Origin of the sequence: Synechococcus sp. CCAP 1479/10 (assembly GCF_019038515.1) — a bacterium.
Taxonomy (GTDB): Bacteria; Cyanobacteriota; Cyanobacteriia; order PCC-6307; family Cyanobiaceae; genus Cyanobium.
Genome location: NZ_JAFKRJ010000022.1, coordinates 47,611 through 72,346 on the forward strand (window position 1 = coordinate 47,611; position 24,736 = coordinate 72,346).

Sequence of the window (24,736 nt, forward strand, 5' to 3'; positions counted from 1 at the left end):
CGGCCGTCGCCTCAGCGGCTCAGGCCAGGGCCGCGGCGCCCACGTACCCCTCCGGCAGCACGAGGGGCCAGACCTCCGGCTCCGGATCCCCCGGGGCCGGCGGCGGGCCGAACAGACCCATTCCCCTGGCCTTGAGGCCCGCCTCCAGCCGGCACCAGGCGACCAGGAAAGCCTGCTCGCGCTGCTGCTGCGGCAGGGTGCCGATGGCGCTCCATTCCCCCGGCGGCAGACAGCGGCGGGCGATGCCCTGCCACTCCGGCACCGGCCGACCCTGCTCCACATCCACCCCCACCGGCCGACGGGGGTGAAAGCCCAGCAGGATCAGGTCCCCCGAATGGGAGACGTTGAAGCGGGGAGGCGGCTCCCCCCCGTCCGACGGCGGCAGCAGTTCCGGCTTGCCATGGGGACCGGCACCCAGCACGAGGCCGGCGGGGTCGCACTCCAGCCAGCTCCCCAGAATCAACCGCAGGGCGCCGCGACCGAGCAGGAAGCGTTCGCCATCCCCCTCGCCCCGGAGCCGGTGCAGGCGTTGCCGTTCGCCTGCCTGCAGCAGATCCCCCAGGGGGGTGAGCAGGGCCCGGACGTCCGGATCGCGGCGATCGATCAGCAGCAGCAGGGGAGGCCCGTCGGACCCGGCGGGGGGCCAGGGCGGCGGAGCCAGGGCAGGGGCCGTCCGGGGCGGCCAGCGCTGAGGCCGGAGCAGCCAGGGCCCCCCCGCGGGTGGGGGAGAATCGCCGGACTGCATTCCTTCGCCCTCCGGCGCCCTGTTCCCCATGCTCCTTGATTTGCGCGGCAAGAAGGCTCTCGTCACCGGCATCGCCAACAACCGCTCGATCGCCTGGGGCATCGCCCAGCAGCTGGCGGCGGCGGGTTGCGAACTGGGCATCACCTACCTGCCGGACGACCGGGGTCGCTTCGAGGGCAAGGTGCGCGAACTCACCGCCCCCCTGAACCCCACCCTGTTCGAGCCCCTCGACGTGCAGAACCCTGCCCAGATCGAGGCCCTGTTCCAGCGCATCGCCGAGCAGTGGGGAACGCTGGATGTGCTGATCCACTGCCTGGCCTTCGCCGGCAAGGACGAGCTGGTGGGAGATTTCAGCGCCATCAGTCCAGAGGGCTTCGCCCGGGCGCTGGAGGTGAGCGCCTATTCCCTGGCGCCCCTCTGCCGCCACGCCAAGCCCCTGTTCAGCCCGGGGGCCAGCGTGATCACCCTGAGCTACCTGGGGGCCGAGCGGGCGATCCCCAACTACAACGTCATGGGGGTGGCCAAGGCGGCCCTGGAGGCCTCGGTCCGCTACCTGGCGGCGGAGCTGGGCCCCGAGCAGCAGGTGCGGGTGAACGCCATCAGCGCCGGCCCGATCCGCACCCTGGCCAGCTCGGCCATCGGCGGCATCCTTGACATGATCCACAACGTCGAGGAGAAGGCCCCCCTGCGCCGCACCGTCACCCAGGACGAGGTGGGCGCCACCGCCGCTTTCCTGGCCAGCCCCCTGGCCAGCGGTATCACCGGCCAGGTGATCTACGTGGATGCCGGGTATTGCATCACGGGGATGTGAGCCAGCCCTGTCTTCTGTCGGCCAGAGGGTGCTCGGCACTGGAGAGTCCTTGAGCGACCCCACGCAGCGAACGATTGTCGACAAGGGAGTTGCGGGGCTTGGCAATCGCCTTCAGGCCCTGGGCCATTGCTGTGATCTCTCCAGACGATTCAACGCTTTTCTGTGTGTTGACTGGACCCATAACTCATGATCCGCGAATCGGAGCCATGGCCGACCTCATCGCCGTCACCTCAAAGGCGAACGAAGAGAAGTTTTCGCCCCAGGCTCCCTGTGTCCGGATCGATCAGGCCGTGAGTTCGGCTTTTCTGGCGCAGGCCTCTGAGTTCAGGCCCGCCGGCCCCCAGCCGGTTCTGGGCTATGTCGGCACGTTCTGGGATCGCCAGGACATCGATCTGCTGCGCAGGATCGCCCTGGAGCGGCCTCACTGCCGGCTTCTGCTGGTGGGTCCCGAACTCAACCGGCGCCTGTCGGACTCCGGCCTGCTCGGCCTCGGCAATGTGGAGTGGCTGGGGAGCCTTCCCAATGATCAGGTGCCGATGCAGTTGAAGCGGATGAATCTCTGCCTGATTCCCCATCTCGATACGCCCTTCTCGCGGTTGATGGGTCCGCTGAAACTCTTTCAATACATCGCCAGCGGCAAGCCGGTGGTCTCCTCCGCCGTGGAAGGGCTGGAGCTGGCCGGTGCCCTGATCCGGATCGAAAAGGATCCCGACCGCTTCCTGCAGGCCATCGATGAGGAACTGGTCTCCGACAGTCCGGAGAAGTTCCTTGCGCGGGTGGCCTTCGCCCGGGCCCAGACATGGGAAAGCCGGGTGGAACGGATCCTGGCGGCCCTGCCGGCTCAGCCCTGAGGCATCGGCATCAGGGCCCCCATCCACTCGATGCTGGTGGTGTGCAGGTTGTAGTAAGCCGCCTCCACCTGCAGCCGGCCCGATCGGAGCCTGTCGGTGAGCATCACGCTGGAATCGACGAGGTTGCGGGCGGCGTTGAGGGTGTGACGGCGGCAGGCCTCCTCCAGGTTGTGTTCTCCGCCGAGGCTGAACAGCTCCATGCGCAGCTGGCCCACCACCTGGGACAGGCTCGGCGTCAGGTTGAGCTCCCGGTCGAAGGCGGCCGCCACCGCCCCGCAGGCGGCGTGGCCAAGCACCACGATCACCGGCACCTCCAGGTGGCTCACGGCGTACTCAAGCGAGGCGATCGCGGCCACGGTGCTCATGGTGCCGGCATTGCGCACCACGAACAGATCGCCGAAGCCCGTGTCGAACAGCAGCTCCACCGGCACCCGCGAGTCGGCGCAGCCCAGGACCGCCGCCACGGGAGTCTGGCCCGCCTCCACCTCCAGCATCCTCAGGCGATCGCTGTGGGGGTGGAGGGCATGGCCGTCGAGAAAGCGCTGGTGCCCGGCGCGCAGCTGATCGAGGACGGCACCCGGACGTTCTTGCATGGCACTCACCCCACCACCCCTGGCGGCCCGGCGCCGTAGCGCTTCACACCATGGGCCCCCCGATCGCCATGGGCGCACCGGACCGGCGGAGCGCGGTCCCGGGGGCTTTGGCATGATTCAGGTCCGGCCCGTTGCCTTCGCTCGCGTGTCCATCAGCCCTCCACGCACCGGCCCCCAGCGCACCGGCGAGGTCCATCGCGTCACCGGTGAAACCGACGTGCATGTGGCCCTTGATCTCGACGGCACCGGCCGCTGCCAGGTGGCGACCGGCGTGCCGTTCCTCGACCACATGCTCCACCAGATCGCCAGCCACGGCCTGCTGGATCTGGAGATCACCGCCCGGGGCGACACCCACATCGACGACCACCACACCAATGAGGACGTGGGCATCGCTCTGGGCCAGGCCCTCGCCCAGGCCCTGGCCGACCGCCGGGGCATCCGCCGCTTCGGCCACTTCCTGGCCCCCCTCGATGAGGCCCTGGTGCAGGTGGCCCTCGACTGCTCCGGCCGGCCCCACCTCAGCTACGACCTGGCCATCCCCGCCCAGCGCATCGGCACCTACGACACCGAACTGGTGCGGGAATTCTTCGTGGCGGTGGCCAACAACGCCGGCCTCACCCTCCACATCCGCCAGCTGGCGGGGGTGAATTCCCATCACATCGTCGAGGCCGGATTCAAGGCGTTCGCCCGCGCCCTGGACCAGGCGGTGGAGATCGATCCCCGCCGCGGTGGGGCCGTGCCCAGCAGCAAGGGGGTGCTGGAGCGCGCCGGCCATGTCGCTGCCTGACCGCTGCGCCGCCAGTAGCATCAAGTGATCTGCGTACGCGCCATGCGTCCTCTCCTTCTGCTGGTGGCCGGTTTCACGGCCGCCCTTGCCGTGGCTGCCCCGGCCCATGCCGCCGACTGCCTGCCGAGCCAGGTCGAGGCGGCCCCCTGTGCCGTGTCCCAGCCCCCCTGCCCGGTGGTGGAGCTGCCCTGCGAGGCCTGAGGGCGGGACGGCCGCCCACGCCTTCACACTCCGTTACGTGATAATCGGGACAGCGCACTGCGCTGTTCTTCCCGTGGGCTGATCCGATGACCGTTGCCTCCCCCGCCGCTGCGGCCTCGCCTGCCTACGACCGCGCCGACTGGGCCAGCTCCTTCTGCAACGTCAGCGTCGAGCTCAGCGACGAGCCCCTCGTCGCCGCCCGTGGCGCCATCCCGGCCGAGCTGAGGGGCACCCTCTACCGCAACGGCCCCGGCCGGCTTGAGCGCGGTGGCCACTGGGTCCATCACCCCTTCGATGGCGACGGGATGATCACGGCCCTGCGCTTCTCCGAGGGTGGCGCCCGGCTCAGCAACCGCTTCGTGCGCACCGAGGGCTGGCTCGCCGAGGAAAAGGCCGGCACGGTGCTCTACCGGGGCGTGTTCGGCACCCCCAAGCCCGGCGGCCCGCTGGCCAACGCCTTTGATCTGCGGCTCAAGAACATCGCCAACACCCATGTGGTGCGACTCGGCGACCAGCTGCTCGCCCTCTGGGAGGCCAGCTCCCCCCATGCCCTCGATCCCCTCAGCCTCGAGACCCGCGGCCTGACCCTGCTGGACGGGGTGCTCAAGCCAGGTGAGGCCTTCAGTGCCCACCCCCGCTTCGATCCCGGCCACCACGGCGCTCCCCGGATGGTCACCTTCGGTGTGAAGGCCGGCCCCCGCAGCACGGTGCGCCTGATGGAGTTCGCCGCCGACGGCCCCGGGGCCGGCACCCTGCTGGCCGACTCCAGCCACAGCTTCGGTGGCTTCGCCTTCCTGCACGACTTCGCCATCACCCCCAACTGGGCGGTGTTTCTGCAGAACGCCATCGACTTCAACCCCCTCCCCTACGTGCTCGGCCGCAAAGGGGCCGCCCAGTGCCTGAAGTCCCGGGCCGGGGCCCGGGGCCAGTTCTGGCTGATTCCGCGCCAGGACGGCGCCTTCGCCGGCCAGGAGCCGCGGGTGCTGGAGGCGCCGGAAGGCTTCGTGTTCCACCACCTCAACGCCTGGGAGGACGGCGATGCGGTGGTGGTGGACAGCATCTTCTACGCCGACTTCCCCTCCATCGGCCCTGACCAGGACTACAAGGAGGTCGATTTCGACCGCATCCCCGAGGGCCTGCTGGAGCGCTGCCGTCTCGACCTGGCCAGCGGCACGGTCACGGCAACGCGGCTGAGTGAGCGCACCTGTGAATTCGCCATGGTGGCGCCGGCCCGGGTGGGGCTCGAGAGCCGCTACGGCTGGATGGCGGTGGCCGAACGGGAGCGCGGCAACGACCCCCTGCAGGCCCTGATGAAGCTCGATCTCGCCAGCGGCGAGTCCCGGGTCTGGAGTGCGGCGCCCCGCGGTTTCGTCAGTGAACCGATCATGGTGCCCCGTCCCGGCGCCACGGCCGAGGACGACGGCTGGGTGCTCGGCCTGGTCTGGAACGGTGCCCGCAGCGCCAGCGATCTGGTCGTCCTCGATGCCGCCTCGATGGGCGAGGTGGCCGTGCTGGAGCTTCCCCTGGCCATCCCCCATGGCCTGCATGGCAGCTGGGTGGCTGCCTGAGGTTGCGCCAATCTGCCGGCGGCTGAAGGATCAGCGCCGCAGCAGCCCTCGGACCCGGCGCGCCACCTTGCGGGTCAGGTTGAGCAGGGGCCAGAGCAGGGAGAGGGGAAAGGGCTGGCGAACCAGCGGGGTTTCGGCCTTCCGGTAATCCTTGTAGAGCCGACGATGGGCGTTCGGGTCTGCCGAGCCATCGAAGACGCTGTAGTGCAGGCCGATCTCCTCGCTGCCGACCAGGCGCCGGTGGGGATGGGCCGCCAGGATCCGGTGGATGCTCTGGGTGTAGACGACCGGGCCGGTGGTGCAGATCACCGCCTCCCAGGGATTGGTGAAGGCGAAGGGATTGAAGCGATCGATGTTGCTGAGTACCGCAGCGATCACGGCGGCCAGATACGGATGGCCCGGAGAGGCGATGACGTGCCACTGCTGGAATTCGCCGCCCGGGATTCCGGCCAGTCGCCGGTGGGTGCCCCAGCCGGCATGGGGACTGCCGGGGGAATGGTCCCACTGGCTCAGCAGGAAGGCATCATCGTCGCGCAGCCCCTCGGAGAGCGGCCGGGTGACGCCGACCTTGACGTCCAGGTAGACACCGCCGAAGTGGTAGATGCACAGATAGCGGAACAGATCGGCCCGGGCGGCACCGTAGGCAGGATCGATTCGCCGATAGCGGGCCAGGATCGCCTCGCCGTAGGTGTCGCCGATGAAGCGCTCACGATCGTGATCGTCGTAGAAGCGATAGCTGAAGTCCGGGTTGAGGGCTTCGATCGCGCGGCAGTTCTGCTCCAGCACGGCCGGCATCCGGCTCCTGGTGCTGAAGGTCTGGTGGATGATCCTGGGGATGCCGCGGCTGGCCGGAGGATGGGAGGCCAGGGACGCCCCTGAAAGAAGCCACGCGCTGGCTCGGTTCACCCCGCTCCGCCCCTGCATCGTCTCCCCCATCGTCCAGCCGTGACAGGACCGCGCCGGCCTCAGCCGCGCGAGAAACGGGTGAAGGTGGCGGGGGAGAAGAGATGACCTTCGGAAAGGGCGATGGCGACCACGGCATCGGCGTCGGCGGCTGCATCCACACGGGCCTTGAGGGTCGGATCGGCGGCCACCTTGGCGAGGAAAGCGTTGAGCTGGGATTTGGACATGGGACCATCGACTACGGACTCTCTCCGTCCTACTCCATTCCGGAGCGCGGCCCGGAGCCTGATCTCTCGTTCCGTTCCTGCCATGGCCTGGTTCATCAAGACCGAGACCTTCCGGCTCCCCCATGATGCGGTGATTGCCCACCTGCAGGAGCACCGCCTCTGGGTAGAGCGGCTGCGCTTGGAGGGCCGCAGGATCAGCAGCGGGTATCTGGTGGACGACCAGGGGCGGCCCGGCGGCGGCGGCCTGCTGCTGCTCGAGGCCCCCGACCATGCCGCCGCCCTCGCCCTGGTGCTGCAGGATCCGATGGTGATCGCCGGTTGCGTCCACTGGCAGCTGCAGGGATGGCGGCCGGCGGTGGGGGACTTGGAGGTGCGCTGACAAGCGCACTAGCGATCCATGCTGGAACGGTCCAGCCCAAGAGCCTGAGCAAGTGCTTCTCTTGATTGCATGTTGATTGACTCCGCTGTTTTTATCGCCAGCGAACCATCCTTCATGGCTGCGATTGGATCCGCAAGTCTGGAGATCACGCCCTCGGCAAACTCTTCCTTTGAATTGGCGATCAGAATACCTTGGCCATGATAAGCATCAAGACCGCTGGAGCCGCATGTTGTTGAAACGACGGAGCGTCCGAATGACAAAGCTTCAACCGTCTTGATCTTCAAGCCAGTTCCCAGGCGTATGGGATTGATAGCGAAGAGGATCTGTGAATAGAATTGGGACAGTGATGGAACATTCCCAACGGGCTTCACGCTTGCACTTTCAGGGATTTCATTGCCGGCAGAACCTGCAATCAAGAAAACAGCATTGGGTTGCTTGGCTCTGATGAGCGGCCAGACGTCGCGCAAAAACCAATGCAGACTTTCCAGATTGGCCGAGCTGTCGGAGGCAATGTAGCCAAAGGTGCTGATGGCGTCTGGAAGAAAAGCCAATGGGCGGATGTCTGTGAAATGTCCCACGGTGAAGACGGACCGCTTGCCATGGGTAAGCCTGGCAAAGAATTCGGATTCTTCGTGTTGAATTCCCAGAATATGGTTGGCTCTGAGGAGGCCTCTGCGTTCGTCTGCTTTGTAAATGGAGTACCACCAGGACTTTGATTCTTCATTGCTTGCGATATCGTTTCTGCAGGTGAAGATGTCGTGGCAATCGAGAATCTTTAATGTTCTCGCCGGAAAAGCGTCCAAAAAGCCAGATGCGAACACATAGGCGGCAACAACTCGCGTGTAGTTCTGTTGCTTCTGAAGCCTCTCGGCCTGTTTCTTCCAGTCGGGATGAAACCACCCATCTAGACGGTGAATTCCTTGGCTGTGTCTTTCCCGGCCTCTGCGAGTAAGTCGCAGTAGAAGGTGTCTGGCTTTGCTGAGAGTCACACTCCATCTGTTGGCCGTTCGTTCATTCCAAAGAAAGTCCTGGGCCCATTGGTCAACAAACGTGTGCGTTACCTCCCTTGCCTCGGGAGAAAGTCGTGCCCAGGTTGTTTCATCTGGAATCTGAGCCCAGGCAAAATGCACCTCCAGCCCCATGCGCCTGAATTCTTGCAGAAGGGTTTGTAATCTTGTTCTGTTTCCGCTATGCGGTGGTCCGCACCCAATCGGAGAGATTACAAGCACACGACGATCAGAGTTGGAGCCAGGCTCAGCTGGACTGATGCGCCTTCTGATCAATGGAGGAGTCATTGAACGATGAGTCCCGAGAATGACATTTTAGTGGCCACTGGAGGTGCATGGAGCTGTCGACTAAATCGATTGTGATCATATGTCTCTAGCATGGGTGGAAAAATCGTTCAAGCTTTAATCTGAGGATGTCTATGGGGACAATGATGTCCGCACGCTTAATGGGTACCCAAGTGGATAGCGGCCCAGGCTCTCTACCCATGACTCGAGCGTAATTCAGTTGGCATACTTTTGCAAGACCACTGAAATAGGGAGGAGAGTAGTTTCGAGGAGTCAGCTCCAAAAGGGTTGTACCGGGCGCGCTGAATACCGCATTGGCGAGGCTGGCACCGTGAATACCTAGCAGGAGATTTGCGGAGGAAGCAAGGCGAACCTGATCAGAAAAGGAAAGGGAGCCACAATCGATGCATTGAATTCCATAGCTCTCTAGAACAGAATAAACCTCCTCCGCGTTCACTATTCTTCTCGTGGCAGGGAAGTGACGATCAAAAAAGATCGGCGATGAAGGAGTCGTCTGTGGTTGTCGAAGCTGACGCAGGAAGTCAATGGCCCATGGAGTGTAGGTGCGATTTGCACAGGGTATGGTGGTCAACACAAGTTCTTCAGCCAAGTAGTTCTTGCCTGGGCTGATCCCGATGATTTTCTGGGGGGGGATGCCTAAGAGAGATAGTGACTCGGATTGAAATGGCTTGATCGGACCTTTGACGAGAACATTGTCGATCTCATCCATGCGGATGCATTCGCCAGCGATTCTCAGAATTGGAAGGTACTGAAATAGCCAGTGATAGTAATTGTCGCTCCACGGCCCAGTGAGGCATAGAGAGCGTCCATTGATGATGACGGACTCACCATGAATGTCATCACGAAGCTGGGCCTCATTGTGATAATCAATCTCTGTGGACTCAATGGTATGACCATCTGAGCGCTCACGCCATCTCCCACAAAGGTAGTGCCCGTGATGAAGAATGGAATCTCCGCTATTGACGAGCACTCCGTCCTGGATGATTATCTGACCCTGAATGGATTCAGCATCGGCGTGGAGAACGCGATCTTTAGGTCCGATGCCTGCTGCAGGGCCACGGTTCGTAGCTTGGAGTCGTACAGCGTTGAAGATCACCTGTTCGCAGGGCGGGTCACTAGAGTTGAGCTTCTTTTTTCGGCGTACCAATTCTCCAAGGTACGCGTATGCACGCATCGTGTAGATAGTCAGGAGAAACTTATATCCATGGGACTGTTCCTGGCTGGCTCTCCAGAGCGATGCCCAGAGCCGACGAAGGATGGCCCGGGGTAGGCGGACAAGGTTGGCAAGGGTTGACATCATGGCCGTTGCAACGCTGATTCGGCTACCTGACTGCTTAAGCTGCCTTTCGACAAGGTTTACGGGGTTGGCGATACCCTCGTTTGCCGGGCTTATCCAGTGGAATTTATCATGAAATGTTCGGTTCGGGCGTTCTGTGCATCCCTTCTGCTGATGACTGCCAGTGTGTTGCTTTCTCTGCAGTTACTCTGAAGGCTTCGCCTGGCAATGCGGCGAGCCCGCTCGCGGAATGTTGTCTTTGGTGCCGAAGAAAGATATCCGCGCCCAACACTCTTCCGAAAATCTCATTGTCAATCCTTGGACGTCAGGTTAGGATCGCAATGAATGGCAATTCTGGCGGGCATTGGTAAGTATGATTCAATCGGCTCAATCGGCCAGGAATCAGGAGCCTGCGCTCCAATCAGGACAGGGGTATTCGCCGCGAGTTGACGGCAGCAATTCGACATCTCCGCTTCGCCGTGTTTTTGTGGTCGGTCTGGTGGGCCCATCTCGGCTTGCATGCTTTGAGGCCTTGCGTGGGTTTTGTGATGTCACCGTCATCTCCCCTGCCCTGACGCTGGCCGGCTGGATCCCGTTCGCGCTGCCATGGCGCAGGGGCCGATGCGAGCTGCCGCGCGGTGCCTTTTCCCACCGTCGCTGGCTCGTCCGACTTTTGGCTCCTTTGGTGGGCCATCGTCTTGAAACGTTCTACGGCCGTGGTGACGTTGTCATCATCGCCAATCCATCTTTCTGGCCATTTGCTATCCACTACCGACGGCTAGCTCCTGTTGTTGCGTATCATGTGTTTGATAACTATGCCGCCTATCCCTTTATTCGATTGGACCAGGAGATGTTCGTCGCGAAGCATGTCGATCTTGTGTTCGCCGTTTCCCGAGGAATTGTCGATGCTCTGCAGCGACGATGCGGATTTCAGCTCCCATCTGTCCATGTCATTCCCAACGGCTTTCCTGGCTCGTGGCTTCCACCGTCCATCCCCTCAGAAAGGCAGAGGTTGCCTGACCGGTTATCGGAAGACTTTCGGCCATTGATTGGCGTCATTGGGGTCATCAGTTCACGCGTCGATCTACTGCCAGTCCTGGCAGCTCATGATGCCCTTCCAGCCTTGCGCTGGCTCTTCATCGGGCCCGTCTACAGGGAAGTTCCCGGTCTTGCTGAATTGCAGAGCAGCCCACGTTGCCGCTTTCTTGGCGCCCTGCCCTACGAGACGCTTCAGCCCTATTTCGCCACCCTCGACGCGGCCTTGCTGCCCCTCACCGACGATGACATCAACCCCTGCAGCAGCCCCGTCCGCTTCTTCTCCCAGCTACCCACCGGTCAGCCGATTCTCTACACCGGCACCTGCGCCCAGATCGCTGAAACTCCCTCTCTGGCTTATCACTGCGCCGATGGCCAGGCGCTTACGGCCACCCTCAAGAACCTGGCCGCCACCGGCTTCGATGACGGCCGCGCGGAAGAGCGCCATCGCTTCGCCATGGGATGCACCTGGGATCAACGGGCTGCGGCGATCGCCCAGGCCCTGGAGGCGGTGCTGGAGGCCCGCTCCCGCCCCCCCGCAGCCCGCTAAGGATCTGTCGGTGTTGCTCCAGTCCTGCCCAGCAGCTCCCTCAGTCCCGGCGCCAGCCGACTGAAGGCACGCCCCCGATGACCGAGTTGGCCCTTGAGGCCCTTGTCCATCTCCGCGTAGCTGAGGCCCGCCTCCGGCACGAGGAACACCGGGTCGTAGCCGAAGCCGCCGCTGCCCCGCGGGGCCTCCAGGATCTCTCCGTCGCAGCGGCCCTCCACCTCCAGGCGGATCGCCCCGCTCGGGTCGGCCACGGCCAGGGCGGCCACGAAGGCCGCCCGCCGGTCCGGCCCCAGGCCCTGAGCGCAGCGCGCCTGGTCCGCATCCCCCAGCTCCTGCAGCAGGCGGGCGATCCGGGCGGGGTCGCTGTCGGCGTAGCGGGCCGAATGGACCCCGGGGGCGCCGCCCAGGGCCGCCACCGCCAGGCCCGAGTCGTCGGCCAGGGCCCAGTGGCCGGTCGCCCGGGCCACCGCCTCGGCCTTCAGGCGGGCATTGGCGGCGAACGTGGTGCCCGTTTCCTCCACCTCCAGGCCCTCCGGCTGGGGCCGCACCTCCAGGGGCAGGGAGGCCAGCAGGTGGGAGAACTCCCGGATCTTGCCGGCGTTGCCGCTGGCGATCACCAGCACGGTGGGCGCCACCCCGGGCTCCGATGGGGCGGCCATCAGATGCTCTCCGCCAGCTGGCGGGCCCAGGCCAGCACGGCCTGCACCCGCTCGGTGTCGGGGGCTTCGCAGTAGAGGCGCAGCAGCGGCTCGGTCCCGGAGAAGCGCAGCATCAGCCAGTGGCTGGGGCCCATCCGCAGCTTGACGCCATCGGTGCGGTTCACCTCCAGCACCGTCGCTCCGGCCACCTGCTGCGGCGGATCCTGGGCCAGCAGGGCCTCCAGCCGGCGGCGGCTGGCCATGTCCGGCAGACGCAGGTCGAGGCGGTCGTAGACGCTGGCGCCACCGCAGCGCTCCTGCAGGGCCGTCAGCCGGGCCCCGAGGGGCAGCCCCCCTTCCACCAGGGCTTCGATCAGCAGCAGGGCTGCGAACAGGGCATCCCGCTCCGGCAGATGGATGCCGAAGCCCACCCCGCCCGATTCCTCTCCCCCCACCAGCACCTCGCTGCTGAGCATCTCGGCGGCGATGTACTTGAACCCCACCGGCATCTCGATCACCTCCCGGCCCAGGTCGGCCGCCACCAGGGCCATCAGGTCGGAGCCGCTCACGGTCTTGACGACACGGCCCCCCAGCCCGCGGGCCCGGGCCAGGTGGTCGATCAGCAGCGGCATCAGCAGCTGGGTGCTGCAGAAGCGGCCCTGCTCGTCCACCGCGGCGATGCGGTCACCGTCGCCGTCGAAGACGATGCCCACCGCCGGCCGGCCAGCGGCGGTGGCCTGGCGCACCTCGGCGATCAGTCGCTCCAGGTAGGGAGCCAGGGGTTCGGGCGGGTGGCCGCCGAACAGGGGATCCCGCTCCCCCCGGATCTCCCGGATCACGCCCGCGGCGGCCCCCGCCTCCCCCAGCAGGGCCGGCAGCCCGCCGGCGGCCGAGCCGTGCATCGGGTCCACGATCACCTGCAGGCCGGCGGCGGCCAGACCCTGCACCAGGGCCGCGGCGTCGACCTTGGCGCCGAGCCCCGCCAGGTAGGTGCCCATGGCATCGAAACGTTCGGTGTCGCCGGGGATCGGCACCGTCAGGCCCCCGGCGGCCAGGCGCCGCTCCACCCGGGCGGTGAAGTCGCCCTCCACCGAGCCGCCGAAGGGTCCCTTGATCTTGAGGCCCAGCCATTCCGGCGGGTTGTGGCTGGCGGTGATCACCAGGGCCCCGAGGGCGCCCCGCTCCACCACCGCCCAGCTGCAGGCCGGGGTGGGCACGGGGGTGGCGGCCAGCAGGGGCACCAGATCAGCCCCCCGCACGGCGGCGGCGATGGCCTCGGCCAGCTCCGGGGCCAGGAAGCGCCGGTCGTAGCCGATCACCACCTCCCGGCTGGCGAGGCCCTCCGGGGCGCTGGCGGCCAGTTCCCGGGCGGCGGCGGCCGCCACCGGCAGCAGCCGCTCCATGGTGATGTCCACCCCGAGGATGCCCCGCCAGCCATCGGTGCCGAAGAGGATCGGTCCGGCCTCGAGGGGCAGGGGGGCGGAGGCCATGGGCGGCGCGGAGGCGATGGAGGGGCAGGCCGGTCGTAGCAGGCCGGCCGCTCCGGATGGCTGCGGCGGGTGCCGGCCTGATGGCAGGCCACCGGTCCCCCTAGCCTGCATCCCATGCCCCAGAACCCGGACGCCGCCTCCCCCGGATCCCCCGTCCTCACCGACCGCCTGCTGCGCAGCTGGGTGCGCTGCCGGCGGCGGGCCTGGCTCGATCTCCACGGTGCGCCCCAGGAGCGGCAGTGGAGTGCCCACCGCGCCCTGGCCCTCGATGACCAGCTGCGCAGCTTCCAGAGCCTGCTGCCCCAGCGCCCCGGCCACGGGGAGGCCGCCTGCCGCGACGGGGCGCCCGGTGTGGTGGGGCTCAGGCTCGCGGGAACGGGCCCCCGGGGCCTGCGCCTGGAGGCCCACCCGAGCCTGCTGGAGCGGGTCGAGGAGCCCAGCCGCTGGGGCGCCCACAGCTACCGGCCGGTGCTGGCCCGCCAGGGCCGGCGCCTCACCCGGGAGCACCGCCTGCAGCTGGCCCTGTGGGGGCGGCTGCTGGAGGAGCACCAGCGGGCCCCCGTGCCCCATGGGCTGGTGGTGGCCGGCGCCGACCGGGGGCTGGAGCGGGAAAGGCTCGCTCTCGGCCCTTCCCTGCAGCGCCAGCTCGACGAGAGCCTGGAGCGCCTGGCCCTCGACCTGGCCCGCAGCGAGCCGCCGCCCCTGGTCAGCGACCGCAAGAAATGCACCCTCTGCAGCTGGCGCGGCGCCTGCGATCGGGTCGCGGCCGCTGAGGGGCACCTCAGCGAGGTGAGCGGCATCGGCGGCAAGCGCCGCGAGCTGCTGCTGGAGCTGGGCATCACCAGCCTCGACCAGCTGGCGGCGGCCGATCCGGACCGGCTGGCCGAGGACCTGGCCGTCCACAGCGAGCAGCACCGCGAGGTGGCCCCCAAGCTGGTGGCCCAGGCCAGGGTGCAGCAGCAGGGCACCCCCCGACGCAGCGGCGATGGGGCCGGACCTGCCCTGCCGGAGCTCGCGGCGGCGCCCGGGGTGCTGCTCTACGACATTGAATCCGACCCCGATGCCCGCGACGACTTCCTCCATGGCCTGGTGCGGCTGGAGCGCGGCGCGGACGGCCTCTGGCCCGGCGCGCCCGGGCCGGGGGAGGACCTGGGGAGCTACCAGCCCCTGCTCGCCCTGCAGGAGCACGGCGAGGCCCTGCTCTGGCGGCGGCTGAGCACGCTGCTGGCCCGCTATCCCGACTGGCCCGTGCTGCACTACGGCGAGACCGAGTCGGTCGCCCTGCTGCGGCTGGCCGAGCGCCAGGGGGCCAGCGAGCGGGAGCGGGAACGGTTGCGGGCCCGGCTGGTGGACGTGCACCAGCGGCTGCGGCGCCACTGGCTGCTGCCGGTCAACAGCTACGGGCTCAAGGCCGTCGCCGGTTGGCGGGGCTTCACCTGGAGCCAGAAGGGGGTCGACGGCGCCCGCTGCCTGCTCTGGTGGCGCCAGTGGCGGGAGGGCTCCGGCGGGCCGCGGCGTCCGAGCCGGCGGGCCCTGGGCCGCAAGCTGCAGCGGATCTTCCGCTACAACCAGGACGACAGCCTGGCCACCTGGGCGGTGGTCCGCTGGCTGCTCGATCAGGACGCGGCCTTGCCCCCCGGCCCCACCGGCGGCGGCTGAAACGCCTCCGGCAGCGACAGGCACAGGGGCACGCCCGGGGCCGCCCCGGCCAGCAGCTGGCTCTCCGGCAGCCAGGCCTTGCGCACCAGGGCCAGGCCGATCCAGCCCCCGTCAGCGGGGAGTTCCAGGCTGGAGGTGATCACCCCGGCGCGGCCCCCGGCCCCGTCCTGCAGGGGTGTGCTGACTGCGACGGCCCCGTCGGGGACAGCCGAAGCCCACCAGCGGCGCAGCTGCTGCTTCACCCCGTCGTAGGTGGCCAGCTTGGCCAGGGTCTCCTGGCCCACGTAGCAGCCCTTGCTCAGGCTCACCCGCCCCGCCAGCCCCAGCTCGAAGGGGTTGATCTCCTCGTTGATCTCCCCCGGCGCCGCCGGCAGGCCCTGCTGGAGCCGCCAGCGTTCCGCCTCCAGCGGCTCCAGGGGGCGCCGGGCGGCGAGTGCCGGGGGCAAGGGAGTCTCGGCCGGAAGCAGCAGGGCCTCCCCCAGCCGCCAGCCCGGCGAGCCCTCGAGCGGCGCCCAGGTGCCGGCCGGCAGGGCCTCCGGCTCCGGTGCCCCCAGCGGCTGGTGCAGGACGGCCGCCGTCACCGGACCCAGCCGCACCTTGTCGGCGGGGAACAGCACCCGGTCGAGGGCGGTGCGCACGGCCCCGGGATCTCCGTCGACGATCACCAGCCAGGCCCCGGCGTCATCCACCAGCACCTCCGCCACCGCCCGCAGCCGGGCCGTGGGGCTGATGCAGCAGGTGCCGAGCCACTGGCCAGGGCGGGCCCCTTCGAGGGCCTGGCTGGTCTGGCCGTGCAGCACCCGCAGGGTGTCGGGACCGTCGAGCCGCAGCAGGCCCACCGGCCGCGACCAGCGGCTCCCCTCCGGCGGCGTCCACTGCCAGGGATCGGCCGCAGCCGGTGTCGGGTCGGGGGAGGGGGCCATGGCAGAGCGCGTCGCGGGGTTCAGCCTGTCGCGGGGCTCAGCCTGCCGCGCCGTCCAGCCCAGCGGCCGTGGCGGCCACCTCCTCGAGCAGGAACAGGCTGCGAAGGTCGAGGCCCGTTTCCTCCATCGCCTCGGCACCCCCCTCCTGGCGATCGACGATCGCCACCACCCGCTCCACGGCGTAGCCCGCCTCCTGCAGCTGGGCCACGGCCTTGAGGGCCGAGCCGCCGGTGGTGACCACGTCCTCCAGGACCGTGATCCGGCTCCCGGCCGGCGGCAGGGGGCCTTCGAGCCAGGCGCCGGTGCCATGGCCCTTGGCCTCCTTGCGCACGATCAGCGCATCGAGGTCGCGGCCGGCCAGGGCGGCCTGCAGGGCCACCGCGCTCACCAGCGGATCGGCCCCCAGGGTCAGCCCCGCCACCGCGGCGGCTTCGTCTTCCACCAGCTCCAGCATGAGGCGGCCCAGCAGGGCCAGGCCGATGCCGCTCAGGCTCACCGGCTTGCAGTTGACGTAGTGCGGGCTGCGGCGCCCCGAGGCCAGGGTGAAGTCACCCAGCCGGTAGGCCCGCTCCGCCAGCAGGGCGAGCAGGGCGGAACGCTGTTGGCTGGGGCTGGAGGGCAGGGAGACCATGGACGTTGGGGAAGCGGCGTTGGGGAAGCGCGTTGCGGCGGGCCATGGATGGGCGAGAGCGTCAGAGGTCGCTAACCTGCGCACATATCGCCCCGAGGCTGGGCCTGTAGACCCCATGACAGCACCGATCCTGGCAGTGCCTGCCCCCCTCGCCGCCCGTCTCACAGCCCGCCTGTCGGCCCGCCTCGCTGCCGGCGTCACAGCCCTGCTGCCCCTGGTTGTCCTGGCCCCCGCCCTGGCCGGCCCGGTCCTGTGCACCACCACCCTCGAAGCCCCCATCCCCGGCTCGGCCGGCACGGGGCCGGTGGAGGTCACCCGCTGCGGCGTGACGCGCTCCGCCCCCGAGCTGATGGAGCAGCGCTTCTACAGCTTTTCGGCTCCCTTCGCCCAGGGCGTCAACCTGCTCCACCAGATCACCGATCCCCTCGGTCTCTCGATCCCCGGCCGCGATGGCGGCAGGATCGTCGCCTTCGGTTTCCCCGACCAGAACATCATCTGGGACGGAACCGCCATCGAGAACACCGCGTCGGTGATGCTGACCGATCAGAGCGGTCTGATGCCCCAGCGCACCGCCGACATCACCAACGGCTTCAGCACCAGCCTCGGGGCTGGGGCCGCCACCCCCACCTACGTCCGGCCGTCGGCTGCCACCACCTGGACCCCGCCGATCCGGGGCCTCTGGTGACGCCTCCGCCCAGCCGGTGGCCCGTCCCCCGGGGGTCTAGCAATCTGGTGAATGCAGCGAACTCATAATTCGCCTTAGGCGAGTTCGATCCTCGCGACCCCCATCCGCCTCACTCGCCCCACATCCGCAGCAGGTTGGCGTAGCTGCGGCTGAGCAGATCGAAGATCTCGTCCTTGCCCTGCTCCTGGAAGAGGGCGCGCCGGGCGGTGTCGAGCTCGAACAGCAGTTCGCGCCGGTCGCTGCGGCGCACCCTGCTCTGGATCCAGCCCACGGCCACCAGCCGTTCACCCCGCGTCACCGGCTCCACCCGATGCAGCAGGGAGCTCGGATACACCAGGGCATGGCCGGCGGGCAGGCGCAGGGGGCTCTCACCGCCCGGATCCTCCAGCACCAGGGCGCCACCGTCGTACTGATCGGGTTCGCTCAGGAACAGGGTGAAGGAGAGGTCGGAGCGGCCGCCGGCCATGAAGGCATTGTCGACGTGACGGCCGTAGCCCTCGCCGACGCCGCAGCGGCTGAAGCGCAGGTTGTGCAGCCGCACCGGCAGGGCCGCCGCCTGGAGCAGCGGATGCTGGAGCAGGCGGTCGCTGAGGGCGGAGGCGAGGGTCTGGTGCAGGGAGGACCCCGGGTCCAGCTGGCGGTTGCGCTTCACGGCCCGGGCGTGCCATCCGGCCGTTTCGGCCCCGTCCCGCCAGGGGACGTCCTCCGCCAGCAGGGCCTGCCGCAGCTCGTCGACCTGACCGGCACTCAGCAGGGGTTCGAGACGGAACTGCATTCACCGGCTGTCCGCTGCGCCACAATTCTCCCCCCACCCCACCACGGTGCATGCCATGGCCCGATCCAGCATCGCCCTGTTCCTGGTCACCACCGGCCTGATCACGGCCACGATGGGCTGCGCCCAGGCCCCCGAAGCGAAGGACCAGGAGGGCGGCGAGAATGGCATCAGCGCCCCGGCCGAGGAACGGCCGGCCCCCGGGGCGCCGGATGGGGCCGGCAAGGACGGCGCTATGGACGGCGACAAGGACGGCGACGGTGGCGAGGGCGGCGAAGGCGGCGAAGGCTGAGCCGGGCCGCGGGGCCTAACCTTCAGCCACGACACCCCACCGATGCGCTTCCTGGTTCTGGCGATCCTGTTGGCCCTGCTGGCCTTCTTCGCTGCCGGGGAGCTTGCGTTGATCCGTCTGCGGCCCAGCCGCGTCCAGCAGCTCGAAGAGGCGGAGGAGCCCGGCGCCCGTTCCGTGGCCCGGCTTCAGCACCGGATGCGCAGCGTCCTGGTGGCCACCCAGCTGGGTCTGGTGCTGGCGCTGCTGGCCATGGGCTGGCTGGCCCGGGGCCTGGCGGAGCAGGTGGCCGGCTGGATGGGCCGGGGCGAGCAGGCCTGGATCGATGCCGGGGTCTTCCTGGTCCTGGCCCTGCTGGCCACCCTCCTGGGCGGTCTGGTGCCCAAGGCCTGGGTGCTGCACCGTCCCGAGGGCTCGGCCCTGCGGCTGGCGCCGCTGCTGGAGTCCCTCACCCGCACCCTGGCGCCGCTGCTTCTGGTGATCGAGCGCTTCAGCGGCGGCCTGCTGCGGCTGCTGGGGCTGCCGCGCAACTGGGATGAGCTGGTGCCGGTGCTGTCGGCCGGTGAGCTGGAGACGCTCATCGAGAGCGGCAGCGTCACCGGCCTGATGCCCGACGAGCGCAGCATCCTCGAGGGGGTGTTCTCCCTGCGGGACACGCTGGTGCGCGAGGTGATGATGCCGCGCTCCGGCATGGTCACCCTGCCGCTGGATGTCACCTTCGCCCAGATGATGGAAGCGGTGCATGCCAGCCAGCACGCCCGCTTCCCGGTGATCGGCAGCTCCCTCGACGACGTGCGCGGCATGCTCGACCTGCGGCGGCTGGCCGAGCCGATCGCCCGGGGCCAGCTGCACCCCGACACGGCCCTGGCCCCCTGGATCCTGCCGGTGGCCCAGGTGCAGGAAAGCGCCTCCCTGGCCGATCTTCTGCCGCTGATCCGCAGCGGCCAGCCCCTGCTGGTGGTGGTGGATGAACACGGCGGCACCGAGGGGCTGGTCACCGTGGCCGACCTCACCGGCGAGATCGTCGGTGAGGACGAGAACCCCCTGGAGACGGCCCAGGACCTGCTGCCCCTCGTCGACGGCAGCTGGTCGGCGGCGGGGGACCTGGAGATCGTCGAGCTCAACCGCCAGCTGGGCCTGCAGCTGCCCGAGGCGGACGGCCACCACACCCTGGCCGGCTTCGTTCTGGAACGGCTCCAGCACATCCCTTCCCCCGGGGAGGGTCTCCGCTGGCAGGGCGTCCGCATCGACGTTCTCACCATGGACGGCCCCCGCATCGAGCGGGTTCAGATCACCCTCGCCAGCACGGACGGAACCTGATCATCGATAATGCGGCCAACTGCTCTGCCCCTGCCATGAACCCAGTGCGCGTGGGTGTCATCGGCATCGGCAACATGGGCTGGCACCACGCCCGGGTGCTGAGCCTGCTCCGCGATGCCGAACTGGTGGGTGTCGCCGACCCCGACGAGGCCCGCGGCCGGCTGGCGGTGGAGCAGTTCGACTGCCGCTGGTTCCCCGCCTACGAAGATCTGCTCGGCGAGGTGGAGGCCGTCTGCATCGCCGTTCCCACCCTGCTGCACCACCGGGTCGGCATGGCCTGCCTGCAGGCGGGGGTGCACGTGCTGATCGAGAAGCCGATCGCCGCCACCCAGGAGGAGGCCGCCGACCTGATCGGCGCCGCCGAGGCGGCCGGACGCCTGCTGCAGGTGGGCCACATCGAGCGGTTCAACCCCGCTTTCCGGGAGCTGCTGCGGGTGGTGGCCAACGAGGAGGTGGTGGTGCTCGAGGCACGGCGCCACAGCCCCAACGCCGACCGGGCCAACGACGTGTCGGTGGTGCTCGATCTGATGATCCACGACATCGATCTGGTGCTCGAACTGGCCGCCTCCCCGGTGGTGCGGCTGGCGGCGGCCGGCGGCCGCAGCTCCGATGGCCCGATCGACTACGTCAACGCCACCCTGGGCTTCGCCAACGGCGTGGTGGCCAGCCTCACGGCCAGCAAGATGGCCCACCGCAAGATCCGCAGCCTCAGCGCCCACTGCCGCAGCAGCCTGATGGAGACGGATTTCCTCAACCGCAATCTGCGCATCCACCGGCGCTCCCATGAATCGGTCAGCGCCGACCACGGCGAGCTGCTTTACCGCAACGACGGCTTCATCGAAGAGGTGAGCACCACCTCGATCGAACCCCTCTACGCCGAACTCGAGCACTTCCTCCAGTGCGTGCGCGGTCGGGAGACCCCGGCCGTGGATGGCCTGCAGGCCTCCCGGGCCCTGCAGCTGGCCGACCTGATCGAGCAGTGCGTCGAGCAGCCCAACCTCTGCATGGCCCTGGAGGCCCCGATCTAGACACCCGCCGCCGGGATCATCGCGGCAGGGGCCGCGTCCCGGTCCGCCAGCTCCTGCAGGGCCAGCAGCTGCCAGCGGCGGCAGTCGGCCGGGGAGGAGCGGTAGAAGAGATCCCAGGCTTCCGCCTTGTGTCGGCCGTAGGCCTCGCTCGGCACCTCGGGATGGCGCTGCTGCCAGCCCACCCGCACGGCGTGGCCGATCACCACGTCCAGGGCCAGGTCGTCGTCGAACTGGACCTGGGGGTTGGCGGCCACGAAGGCCATCAGGGTGAGCAGGGTCTCGATGCAGAGCCGGCGGTACTCCGGCGCTTCGATCTTGCTCAGCAGGTGCTCTACCAGGATCGCGAAGTTCTTCTCCCCCGGCGTCTTCTCGCGCAGCAGGGGGGCGCTCTCCAGGCGATTGCGGCGCTCCAGCTTGTCGCCGATCACCAGGCCCCTGCAGTGGTGCAGCAGGTCCCAGATGCCCGGGTAGAAGTCCTTCGGCACCCGCTGCAGGGCCCCGAGCCGCATGCGGTGCTGCAGCCAGCTGCCGTCCTTGGGCAGTTCCGCCAGGGGGTCGGGCACCTCCCAGCGCACCCGCCCGCGCAGGTGCAGCTGCTCCTTGCGCTGCAGGGAGGCCCGGGCGTGCTCCACGTCCGCCAGCACGGCCCGCAGCCGGCGGCGGATGGCGTGGGGCGGCAGGGCGCAGAGGGCCTCGAAGGCCTCACTGGGGCTGAGGTTGGCCTCCGCCGCCAGCTCGCCGGTGAGCAGCAGCAGGAACTGACCCAGCTGCAGGGTGAGGCTGCCGCTGAGCAGATCCACGTCGGAGCGGGCCAGGGCATCGATGGCCAGCAGCAGCTCCTGCTGCAGCATCCATTCCCGGCCGTCCTCACCGCTGAAGCGGCGCACCATCGCCGCGATCGCCAGGCTGCCCTCCGGATGGCCGAGCAGCGAATCGCGGGTGTAGTTGCGGCCCACCACCACCTGCTTCTGGCGCAGCAGCAGGTCGGTGAGGGCATCCTCAAGCTGGGGGTGCACCAGGCCCATGGCCCCGGCGGCCCGGCGCACCACGCTCCAGTCGGCGTCGGCGAGGCCACGGCGGTAGACCTCCTCCAGCAGCACCATCAGCCGCACCCCCGGGCCGCTGCGGGGTCCCTGCAGGCGGGCATTGGGGCCGAGCCGGCGGCTCAGCAGCTCCAGCACCTCGGCCTGCTCCTCCAGGGAGCGGCTGGCCCAGAGCCTGTCCACCAGGTGGGCCAGCGGCACGTCCTCCAGCTCCTGCTCCTGGCGGGCGGTGAGCGGCTGGTGGCTGGCGCTGGGCGGCAGCAGGGTGTGGCCGTCCGGCACCAGATCGCAGGCCGCCAGCGCCTGGGGCGGCAGGTCGATCAGGCTGGCGAGCGGCACCAGCTCCTCCAGCGACACCAGCCGCACCGGCACCGAGCCCAGCTGGCCCTGCTGCAGATCGCGGCCCAGGTTCAGGAAGGCGCCGGGGTCGCGGCGGAAGGGGCCAGCGGCGACCGGCACGAGCAGCAGCGGGGCGCCGGAGCCCCGCCAGTGGCGCTGCAGCACCCGCACCTCGGTGGCCACCGTGTCCACCAGCACCTGGGCATCGTCGGCCAGGTAGAAGGTGTCCTCCTCCAGCACCGCCGGCAGGAAGCCGATCAGTTCGCCGTCGTGGCGGTAGAGGCGGGCGGTGGCCTGGGTCTCCATGCGCACCGGCGGGTGGCCCGAGAGGCCCAGGCGGCCGTTGGCGCCCACCGTCGCCAGGCGCCGGGCCAGCTCGCTGGAACTGGCCACCCGCAGGGGGGACGTCCCGTCCGAGGGCCGCCGCACCGGCAGGCCGGCCTCCGCCAGGGCCGCGGCGATGCTGTCGTCGGCCGGAGCCAGGGCCACCAGCACCTCCTCGGCCCCCGGGGGGTTGGGGTGACGGCGCCCGCAGGGGTCGAGATCCTCGGCGGTGATCAGGCCGTGCAGCAGCAGATCCGACAGCCAGGTGAGGCTCTGGGTCCAGAGCAGGGGCACGTTCTCGTTGGGGACGCGGGTCTGGCTGCCGGGCTGGCGGCGCTCGGCCTCGATCAGCCGCTCCGGCACCAGGTAGAGCTCCGGCAGCAGGGCCTCCCCGTCGACCGACACGCTCAGCTCCGCCAGCTGCTCCCGCCAGCGGCGGGCTTCCTCCCAGCGGCCCTCGCAGCAGGCGGTGATCAGCTCGTAGGCCAGGAACAGGGGCCACTCGGATTCGATGTGCTCGAACTGGGCCAGCTCCTCCCGTTCGTAGTGGAGCCGGGTCACGTCCTCCAGCACCGTCTGGTGGCCATCGCGCCGGAATCGCTTGTAGCCGTAGGACCCGGCCAGCTCGCTGCGGATCTTCTCCCGGGTGCGCTCCACCAGCGCCGGATCCTCCACGGACCAGGCGGGGTAGCCGATCACCGACAGGCAGGCGCTGTCGACCTCCTTGCTGGCCGATTCCCTCGGCAGCAGGCCGCGCAGGGCACGGCGCAGCCGGACGATGGCGTCATGGGGGATGGTCAGGCAGCTGCTGCCGTCGCCCTGGGGGCCGTAGAGATCCAGCCCCACGAGGGTCTCGAGGGCGGCCTTCACCATGCCGATCGAGCTGGCGTTGCGCTCCGGCTGGCCGTGGTTGCCCTTGTCGCCCCGCTCCCAGATGCCGTAGTCGGCCACCCGGTAGGCCCGGGCCACGTAGTAGACGAGGTTCTGGAGGAAATCGCGTTCGTGGCTGGTCTGCACGATCACCAGGCCCGAGCGGGTGAGCTGGGCGAGCTGCAGCAGGAACAGGGCCGTGGCGTCGAGCTGCAGATGGCCCCAGCCGTCGTCGTCCACCACCGGATCGCCCGTGGCGGTGTCGAACTTGGCGTGGATGGCGTCGAGGCGCTCGAGGCTGGTCTTGAAGCGCTCCACCTTTGCCGACTGGCGCATCATCGAGCGCATCAGCCCCCGCATCAGCTGCAGCACCCGCTGCTCCAGTTCGAAGCTGCGGCGGCAGGGTCCCTGCAGCCGACGGTGGGCCAGGGCCAGCCCCCAGACGCACTGGATGGAGTAGACGCAGTCCCGCACCCAGGCATCGCCGTAGTTGCCGTGCACGGTGCTGGCGGTGCTGGCGGGCAGCAGACCCGTGATCGGATGCTGGCGCCGCAGGACGACGTGCTCGATGCCGCGGTCGAGCCGTTCCAGGAGCTCTCTGGCCTCCGCCTCGCCGGTGGAAGGGGCTGGCGGATCGATCACGCCCCTGTCGCCATTGCTCGCCGTGCTCATCATGGTCGCGTCAGGACGGGGCGTGCCGGTGGTGGCGGCCGTGGAACCAGGCCATAGATTCTCCCCGCCGTCGTTCCTTCCCATGGCAGCCCTCGCGACCACGCCGGTCCGTGCCCGCGTCCTGGGCATTCCTGTGAATGTAAGCAACGACGTCTTCCGGGACGCCGTGGCCCTGCACGCGGCCGGCGGTGGCCAGATCGTCACCCTCAATGCGGAGATGACGATGGCGGCCCTGGCGGATCCCGCCCTGGGGGCGGCGATCGAGGCGGCCCGCATGGTCATCCCCGATGGGGCCGGCGTGGTGTGGGCCCTGGGTCGCCAGTCGCACCGGGTGCGCCGGGCCCCGGGGATCGAGCTGGCCCGCCGCCTGCTCGACCATGCGGCCGCCAGCGGTTGGCGGGTGGCCCTGGTGGGGGCGAGTCCGGCGGTGATGGATCAGCTGCGCGATCGCCTCGCCCACGACCTTCCTGGGCTGAAGCTCGTCTTCAGCGTCCACGGCTACCAGAGCGCGGACGCCTGGCCCGGGCTCGAGCGCCAGCTGCTGCAGTGCCGCCCGGATCTGGTGCTGGTGGCCCTGGGGGTGCCGCGCCAGGAAACCTGGATCCAGGAGCTGCCCGGACCCCGCAGCGGCCTCTGGATGGGGGTGGGCGGCAGCTTCGACATCTGGGCCGGCGCCAAGAAGCGGGCCCCCGCCTGGATGGGGGCCCTGCACATCGAGTGGCTCTACCGGCTGATCAAGGAGCCCAGCCGCTGGCGGCGCATGCTCTCGCTGCCGGCCTTCGCCTGGGCTGTGCTGCGCGAACGCCGCTGAACG

General features: G+C 68.9%; 25 protein-coding genes and 1 tRNA gene. 14 read left to right on the top strand and 12 right to left on the bottom strand.

Translation table 11 applies throughout. The features are described from left to right. Positions 1 to 19: 19 nt before the first annotated feature. Positions 20 to 745: a 4'-phosphopantetheinyl transferase family protein gene (locus tag KUG39_RS06130; RefSeq protein ID WP_216913603.1), complete on the bottom strand. Its 726-nt coding sequence runs from the start codon at positions 743 to 745 to the stop codon at positions 20 to 22. 28 nt (positions 746 to 773) lie between these two features. Between KUG39_RS06130 and fabI the strand changes: the two genes are divergently transcribed. Continuing rightward, on the top strand, positions 774 to 1,556 hold the full coding sequence (gene fabI / locus KUG39_RS06135; RefSeq protein ID WP_094584379.1) for an enoyl-ACP reductase FabI: 783 nt from the start codon (positions 774 to 776) through the stop codon (positions 1,554 to 1,556). A gap of 290 nt (positions 1,557 to 1,846) precedes the next feature. Beyond that, positions 1,847 to 2,407: a glycosyltransferase gene (locus tag KUG39_RS06140; RefSeq protein ID WP_216913605.1), complete on the top strand. Its 561-nt coding sequence runs from the start codon at positions 1,847 to 1,849 to the stop codon at positions 2,405 to 2,407. Here the strand turns inward: KUG39_RS06140 and KUG39_RS06145 are convergent. Continuing rightward, positions 2,398 to 3,000, bottom strand: a complete 603-nt coding sequence (locus tag KUG39_RS06145; protein ID WP_216913606.1) for a carbonic anhydrase — start codon at positions 2,998 to 3,000, stop codon at positions 2,398 to 2,400. The two genes, KUG39_RS06140 and KUG39_RS06145, sit on opposite strands and share 10 nt — an antisense overlap. Before the next feature lie 112 nt (positions 3,001 to 3,112). Between KUG39_RS06145 and hisB the strand changes: the two genes are divergently transcribed. The 3 genes from hisB to KUG39_RS06160 all read left to right on the top strand — a co-directional run bounded on the left by hisB (position 3,113) and on the right by KUG39_RS06160 (position 5,556). Continuing rightward, positions 3,113 to 3,787, top strand: coding sequence for an imidazoleglycerol-phosphate dehydratase HisB (gene hisB, locus KUG39_RS06150; protein ID WP_286192962.1), 675 nt, complete (start codon positions 3,113 to 3,115; stop codon positions 3,785 to 3,787). 42 nt (positions 3,788 to 3,829) lie between these two features. Further along, positions 3,830 to 3,988, top strand: coding sequence for a hypothetical protein (locus KUG39_RS06155; RefSeq protein WP_216913608.1), 159 nt, complete (start codon positions 3,830 to 3,832; stop codon positions 3,986 to 3,988). A gap of 86 nt (positions 3,989 to 4,074) precedes the next feature. Next, on the top strand, positions 4,075 to 5,556 hold the full coding sequence (locus KUG39_RS06160; protein WP_216913610.1) for a carotenoid oxygenase family protein: 1,482 nt from the start codon (positions 4,075 to 4,077) through the stop codon (positions 5,554 to 5,556). A gap of 30 nt (positions 5,557 to 5,586) precedes the next feature. Here the strand turns inward: KUG39_RS06160 and KUG39_RS06165 are convergent, their stop codons facing one another. Next, entirely contained in the window at positions 5,587 to 6,462 is an 876-nt protein-coding gene (locus tag KUG39_RS06165; protein WP_216913612.1) for a glycosyltransferase family 32 protein, read from the bottom strand. 59 nt (positions 6,463 to 6,521) lie between these two features. Next, positions 6,522 to 6,686, bottom strand: a complete 165-nt coding sequence (locus KUG39_RS06170; RefSeq protein WP_216913614.1) for a Nif11-like leader peptide family RiPP precursor — start codon at positions 6,684 to 6,686, stop codon at positions 6,522 to 6,524. An 82-nt stretch (positions 6,687 to 6,768) separates the two neighbouring features. On the opposite strand from KUG39_RS06170, the gene KUG39_RS06175 reads away from it, so the two are divergent. After that, a complete protein-coding gene (locus tag KUG39_RS06175; RefSeq protein WP_216913616.1) occupies positions 6,769 to 7,065 on the top strand; it encodes a YciI family protein in 297 nt (98 codons plus the stop codon). Positions 7,066 to 7,073: 8 nt separating this feature from the next. Here the strand turns inward: KUG39_RS06175 and KUG39_RS06180 are convergent, their stop codons facing one another. Next, on the bottom strand, positions 7,074 to 8,207 hold the full coding sequence (locus tag KUG39_RS06180) for a glycosyltransferase (protein ID WP_216913618.1): 1,134 nt from the start codon (positions 8,205 to 8,207) through the stop codon (positions 7,074 to 7,076). Positions 8,208 to 8,445: 238 nt separating this feature from the next. Next, positions 8,446 to 9,552 (bottom strand): glycosyltransferase family 61 protein, encoded by a 1,107-nt coding sequence (locus tag KUG39_RS06185; protein ID WP_216913620.1) that lies wholly within the window; start codon positions 9,550 to 9,552, stop codon positions 8,446 to 8,448. 475 nt (positions 9,553 to 10,027) lie between these two features. Here KUG39_RS06185 and KUG39_RS06190 point away from each other — a divergent pair, with 475 nt between their 5' ends. Next, positions 10,028 to 11,239 (top strand): glycosyltransferase, encoded by a 1,212-nt coding sequence (locus tag KUG39_RS06190; RefSeq protein WP_286193996.1) that lies wholly within the window; start codon positions 10,028 to 10,030, stop codon positions 11,237 to 11,239. Here KUG39_RS06190 and rdgB read toward each other — a convergent pair. After that, on the bottom strand, positions 11,236 to 11,898 hold the full coding sequence (gene rdgB / locus KUG39_RS06195; RefSeq protein WP_216913624.1) for an RdgB/HAM1 family non-canonical purine NTP pyrophosphatase: 663 nt from the start codon (positions 11,896 to 11,898) through the stop codon (positions 11,236 to 11,238). The two genes, KUG39_RS06190 and rdgB, sit on opposite strands and share 4 nt — an antisense overlap. Then, complete coding sequence (locus KUG39_RS06200; protein ID WP_216913626.1) at positions 11,898 to 13,367, bottom strand: phosphohexomutase domain-containing protein; 1,470 nt, start codon at positions 13,365 to 13,367, stop codon at positions 11,898 to 11,900. Before KUG39_RS06200 ends, rdgB begins: the two co-directional genes overlap by 1 nt. Positions 13,368 to 13,481: 114 nt before the next feature. Here KUG39_RS06200 and KUG39_RS06205 point away from each other — a divergent pair, with 114 nt between their 5' ends. Beyond that, positions 13,482 to 15,026: a TM0106 family RecB-like putative nuclease gene (locus tag KUG39_RS06205; protein WP_216913628.1), complete on the top strand. Its 1,545-nt coding sequence runs from the start codon at positions 13,482 to 13,484 to the stop codon at positions 15,024 to 15,026. Here the strand turns inward: KUG39_RS06205 and ygfZ are convergent. Then, positions 14,984 to 15,949 (bottom strand): CAF17-like 4Fe-4S cluster assembly/insertion protein YgfZ, encoded by a 966-nt coding sequence (gene ygfZ, locus KUG39_RS06210; RefSeq protein WP_216913630.1) that lies wholly within the window; start codon positions 15,947 to 15,949, stop codon positions 14,984 to 14,986. The genes KUG39_RS06205 and ygfZ overlap by 43 nt on opposite strands. Before the next feature lie 37 nt (positions 15,950 to 15,986). After that, a complete protein-coding gene (gene pyrE, locus KUG39_RS06215; protein WP_216913632.1) occupies positions 15,987 to 16,580 on the bottom strand; it encodes an orotate phosphoribosyltransferase in 594 nt (197 codons plus the stop codon). A 115-nt stretch (positions 16,581 to 16,695) separates the two neighbouring features. Between pyrE and KUG39_RS06220 the strand changes: the two genes are divergently transcribed. Both KUG39_RS06220 and KUG39_RS06225 read left to right on the top strand, forming a co-directional pair. Continuing rightward, positions 16,696 to 17,265, top strand: coding sequence for an Occludin/ELL family protein (locus KUG39_RS06220; RefSeq protein ID WP_094584394.1), 570 nt, complete (start codon positions 16,696 to 16,698; stop codon positions 17,263 to 17,265). 30 nt (positions 17,266 to 17,295) lie between these two features. Continuing rightward, positions 17,296 to 17,368, top strand: a tRNA-Ile gene (locus tag KUG39_RS06225). A gap of 6 nt (positions 17,369 to 17,374) precedes the next feature. On the opposite strand, the gene KUG39_RS06230 is transcribed toward KUG39_RS06225, so the two are convergent. Next, positions 17,375 to 18,040: a Fe2+-dependent dioxygenase gene (locus KUG39_RS06230; protein WP_190611209.1), complete on the bottom strand. Its 666-nt coding sequence runs from the start codon at positions 18,038 to 18,040 to the stop codon at positions 17,375 to 17,377. A 55-nt stretch (positions 18,041 to 18,095) separates the two neighbouring features. Between KUG39_RS06230 and KUG39_RS06235 the strand changes: the two genes are divergently transcribed. Genes KUG39_RS06235 through KUG39_RS06245 form a run of 3 tightly spaced genes read left to right on the top strand, consistent with a single transcriptional unit; the run spans position 18,096 to position 20,674 of the window. After that, positions 18,096 to 18,329 (top strand): hypothetical protein, encoded by a 234-nt coding sequence (locus KUG39_RS06235; RefSeq protein ID WP_216913634.1) that lies wholly within the window; start codon positions 18,096 to 18,098, stop codon positions 18,327 to 18,329. A gap of 42 nt (positions 18,330 to 18,371) precedes the next feature. Continuing rightward, a complete protein-coding gene (locus KUG39_RS06240; protein ID WP_094584397.1) occupies positions 18,372 to 19,646 on the top strand; it encodes a hemolysin family protein in 1,275 nt (424 codons plus the stop codon). Positions 19,647 to 19,681: 35 nt separating this feature from the next. Then, positions 19,682 to 20,674: a Gfo/Idh/MocA family protein gene (locus KUG39_RS06245; protein WP_094584398.1), complete on the top strand. Its 993-nt coding sequence runs from the start codon at positions 19,682 to 19,684 to the stop codon at positions 20,672 to 20,674. Here the strand turns inward: KUG39_RS06245 and KUG39_RS06250 are convergent. After that, positions 20,671 to 23,925 (bottom strand): glycoside hydrolase family 15 protein, encoded by a 3,255-nt coding sequence (locus tag KUG39_RS06250; protein WP_216913636.1) that lies wholly within the window; start codon positions 23,923 to 23,925, stop codon positions 20,671 to 20,673. The genes KUG39_RS06245 and KUG39_RS06250 overlap by 4 nt on opposite strands. 79 nt (positions 23,926 to 24,004) lie before the next feature. On the opposite strand from KUG39_RS06250, the gene KUG39_RS06255 reads away from it, so the two are divergent. Further along, positions 24,005 to 24,733 (top strand): WecB/TagA/CpsF family glycosyltransferase, encoded by a 729-nt coding sequence (locus KUG39_RS06255; protein WP_190611213.1) that lies wholly within the window; start codon positions 24,005 to 24,007, stop codon positions 24,731 to 24,733. The last annotated feature ends 3 nt before the right edge of the window (positions 24,734 to 24,736 follow it).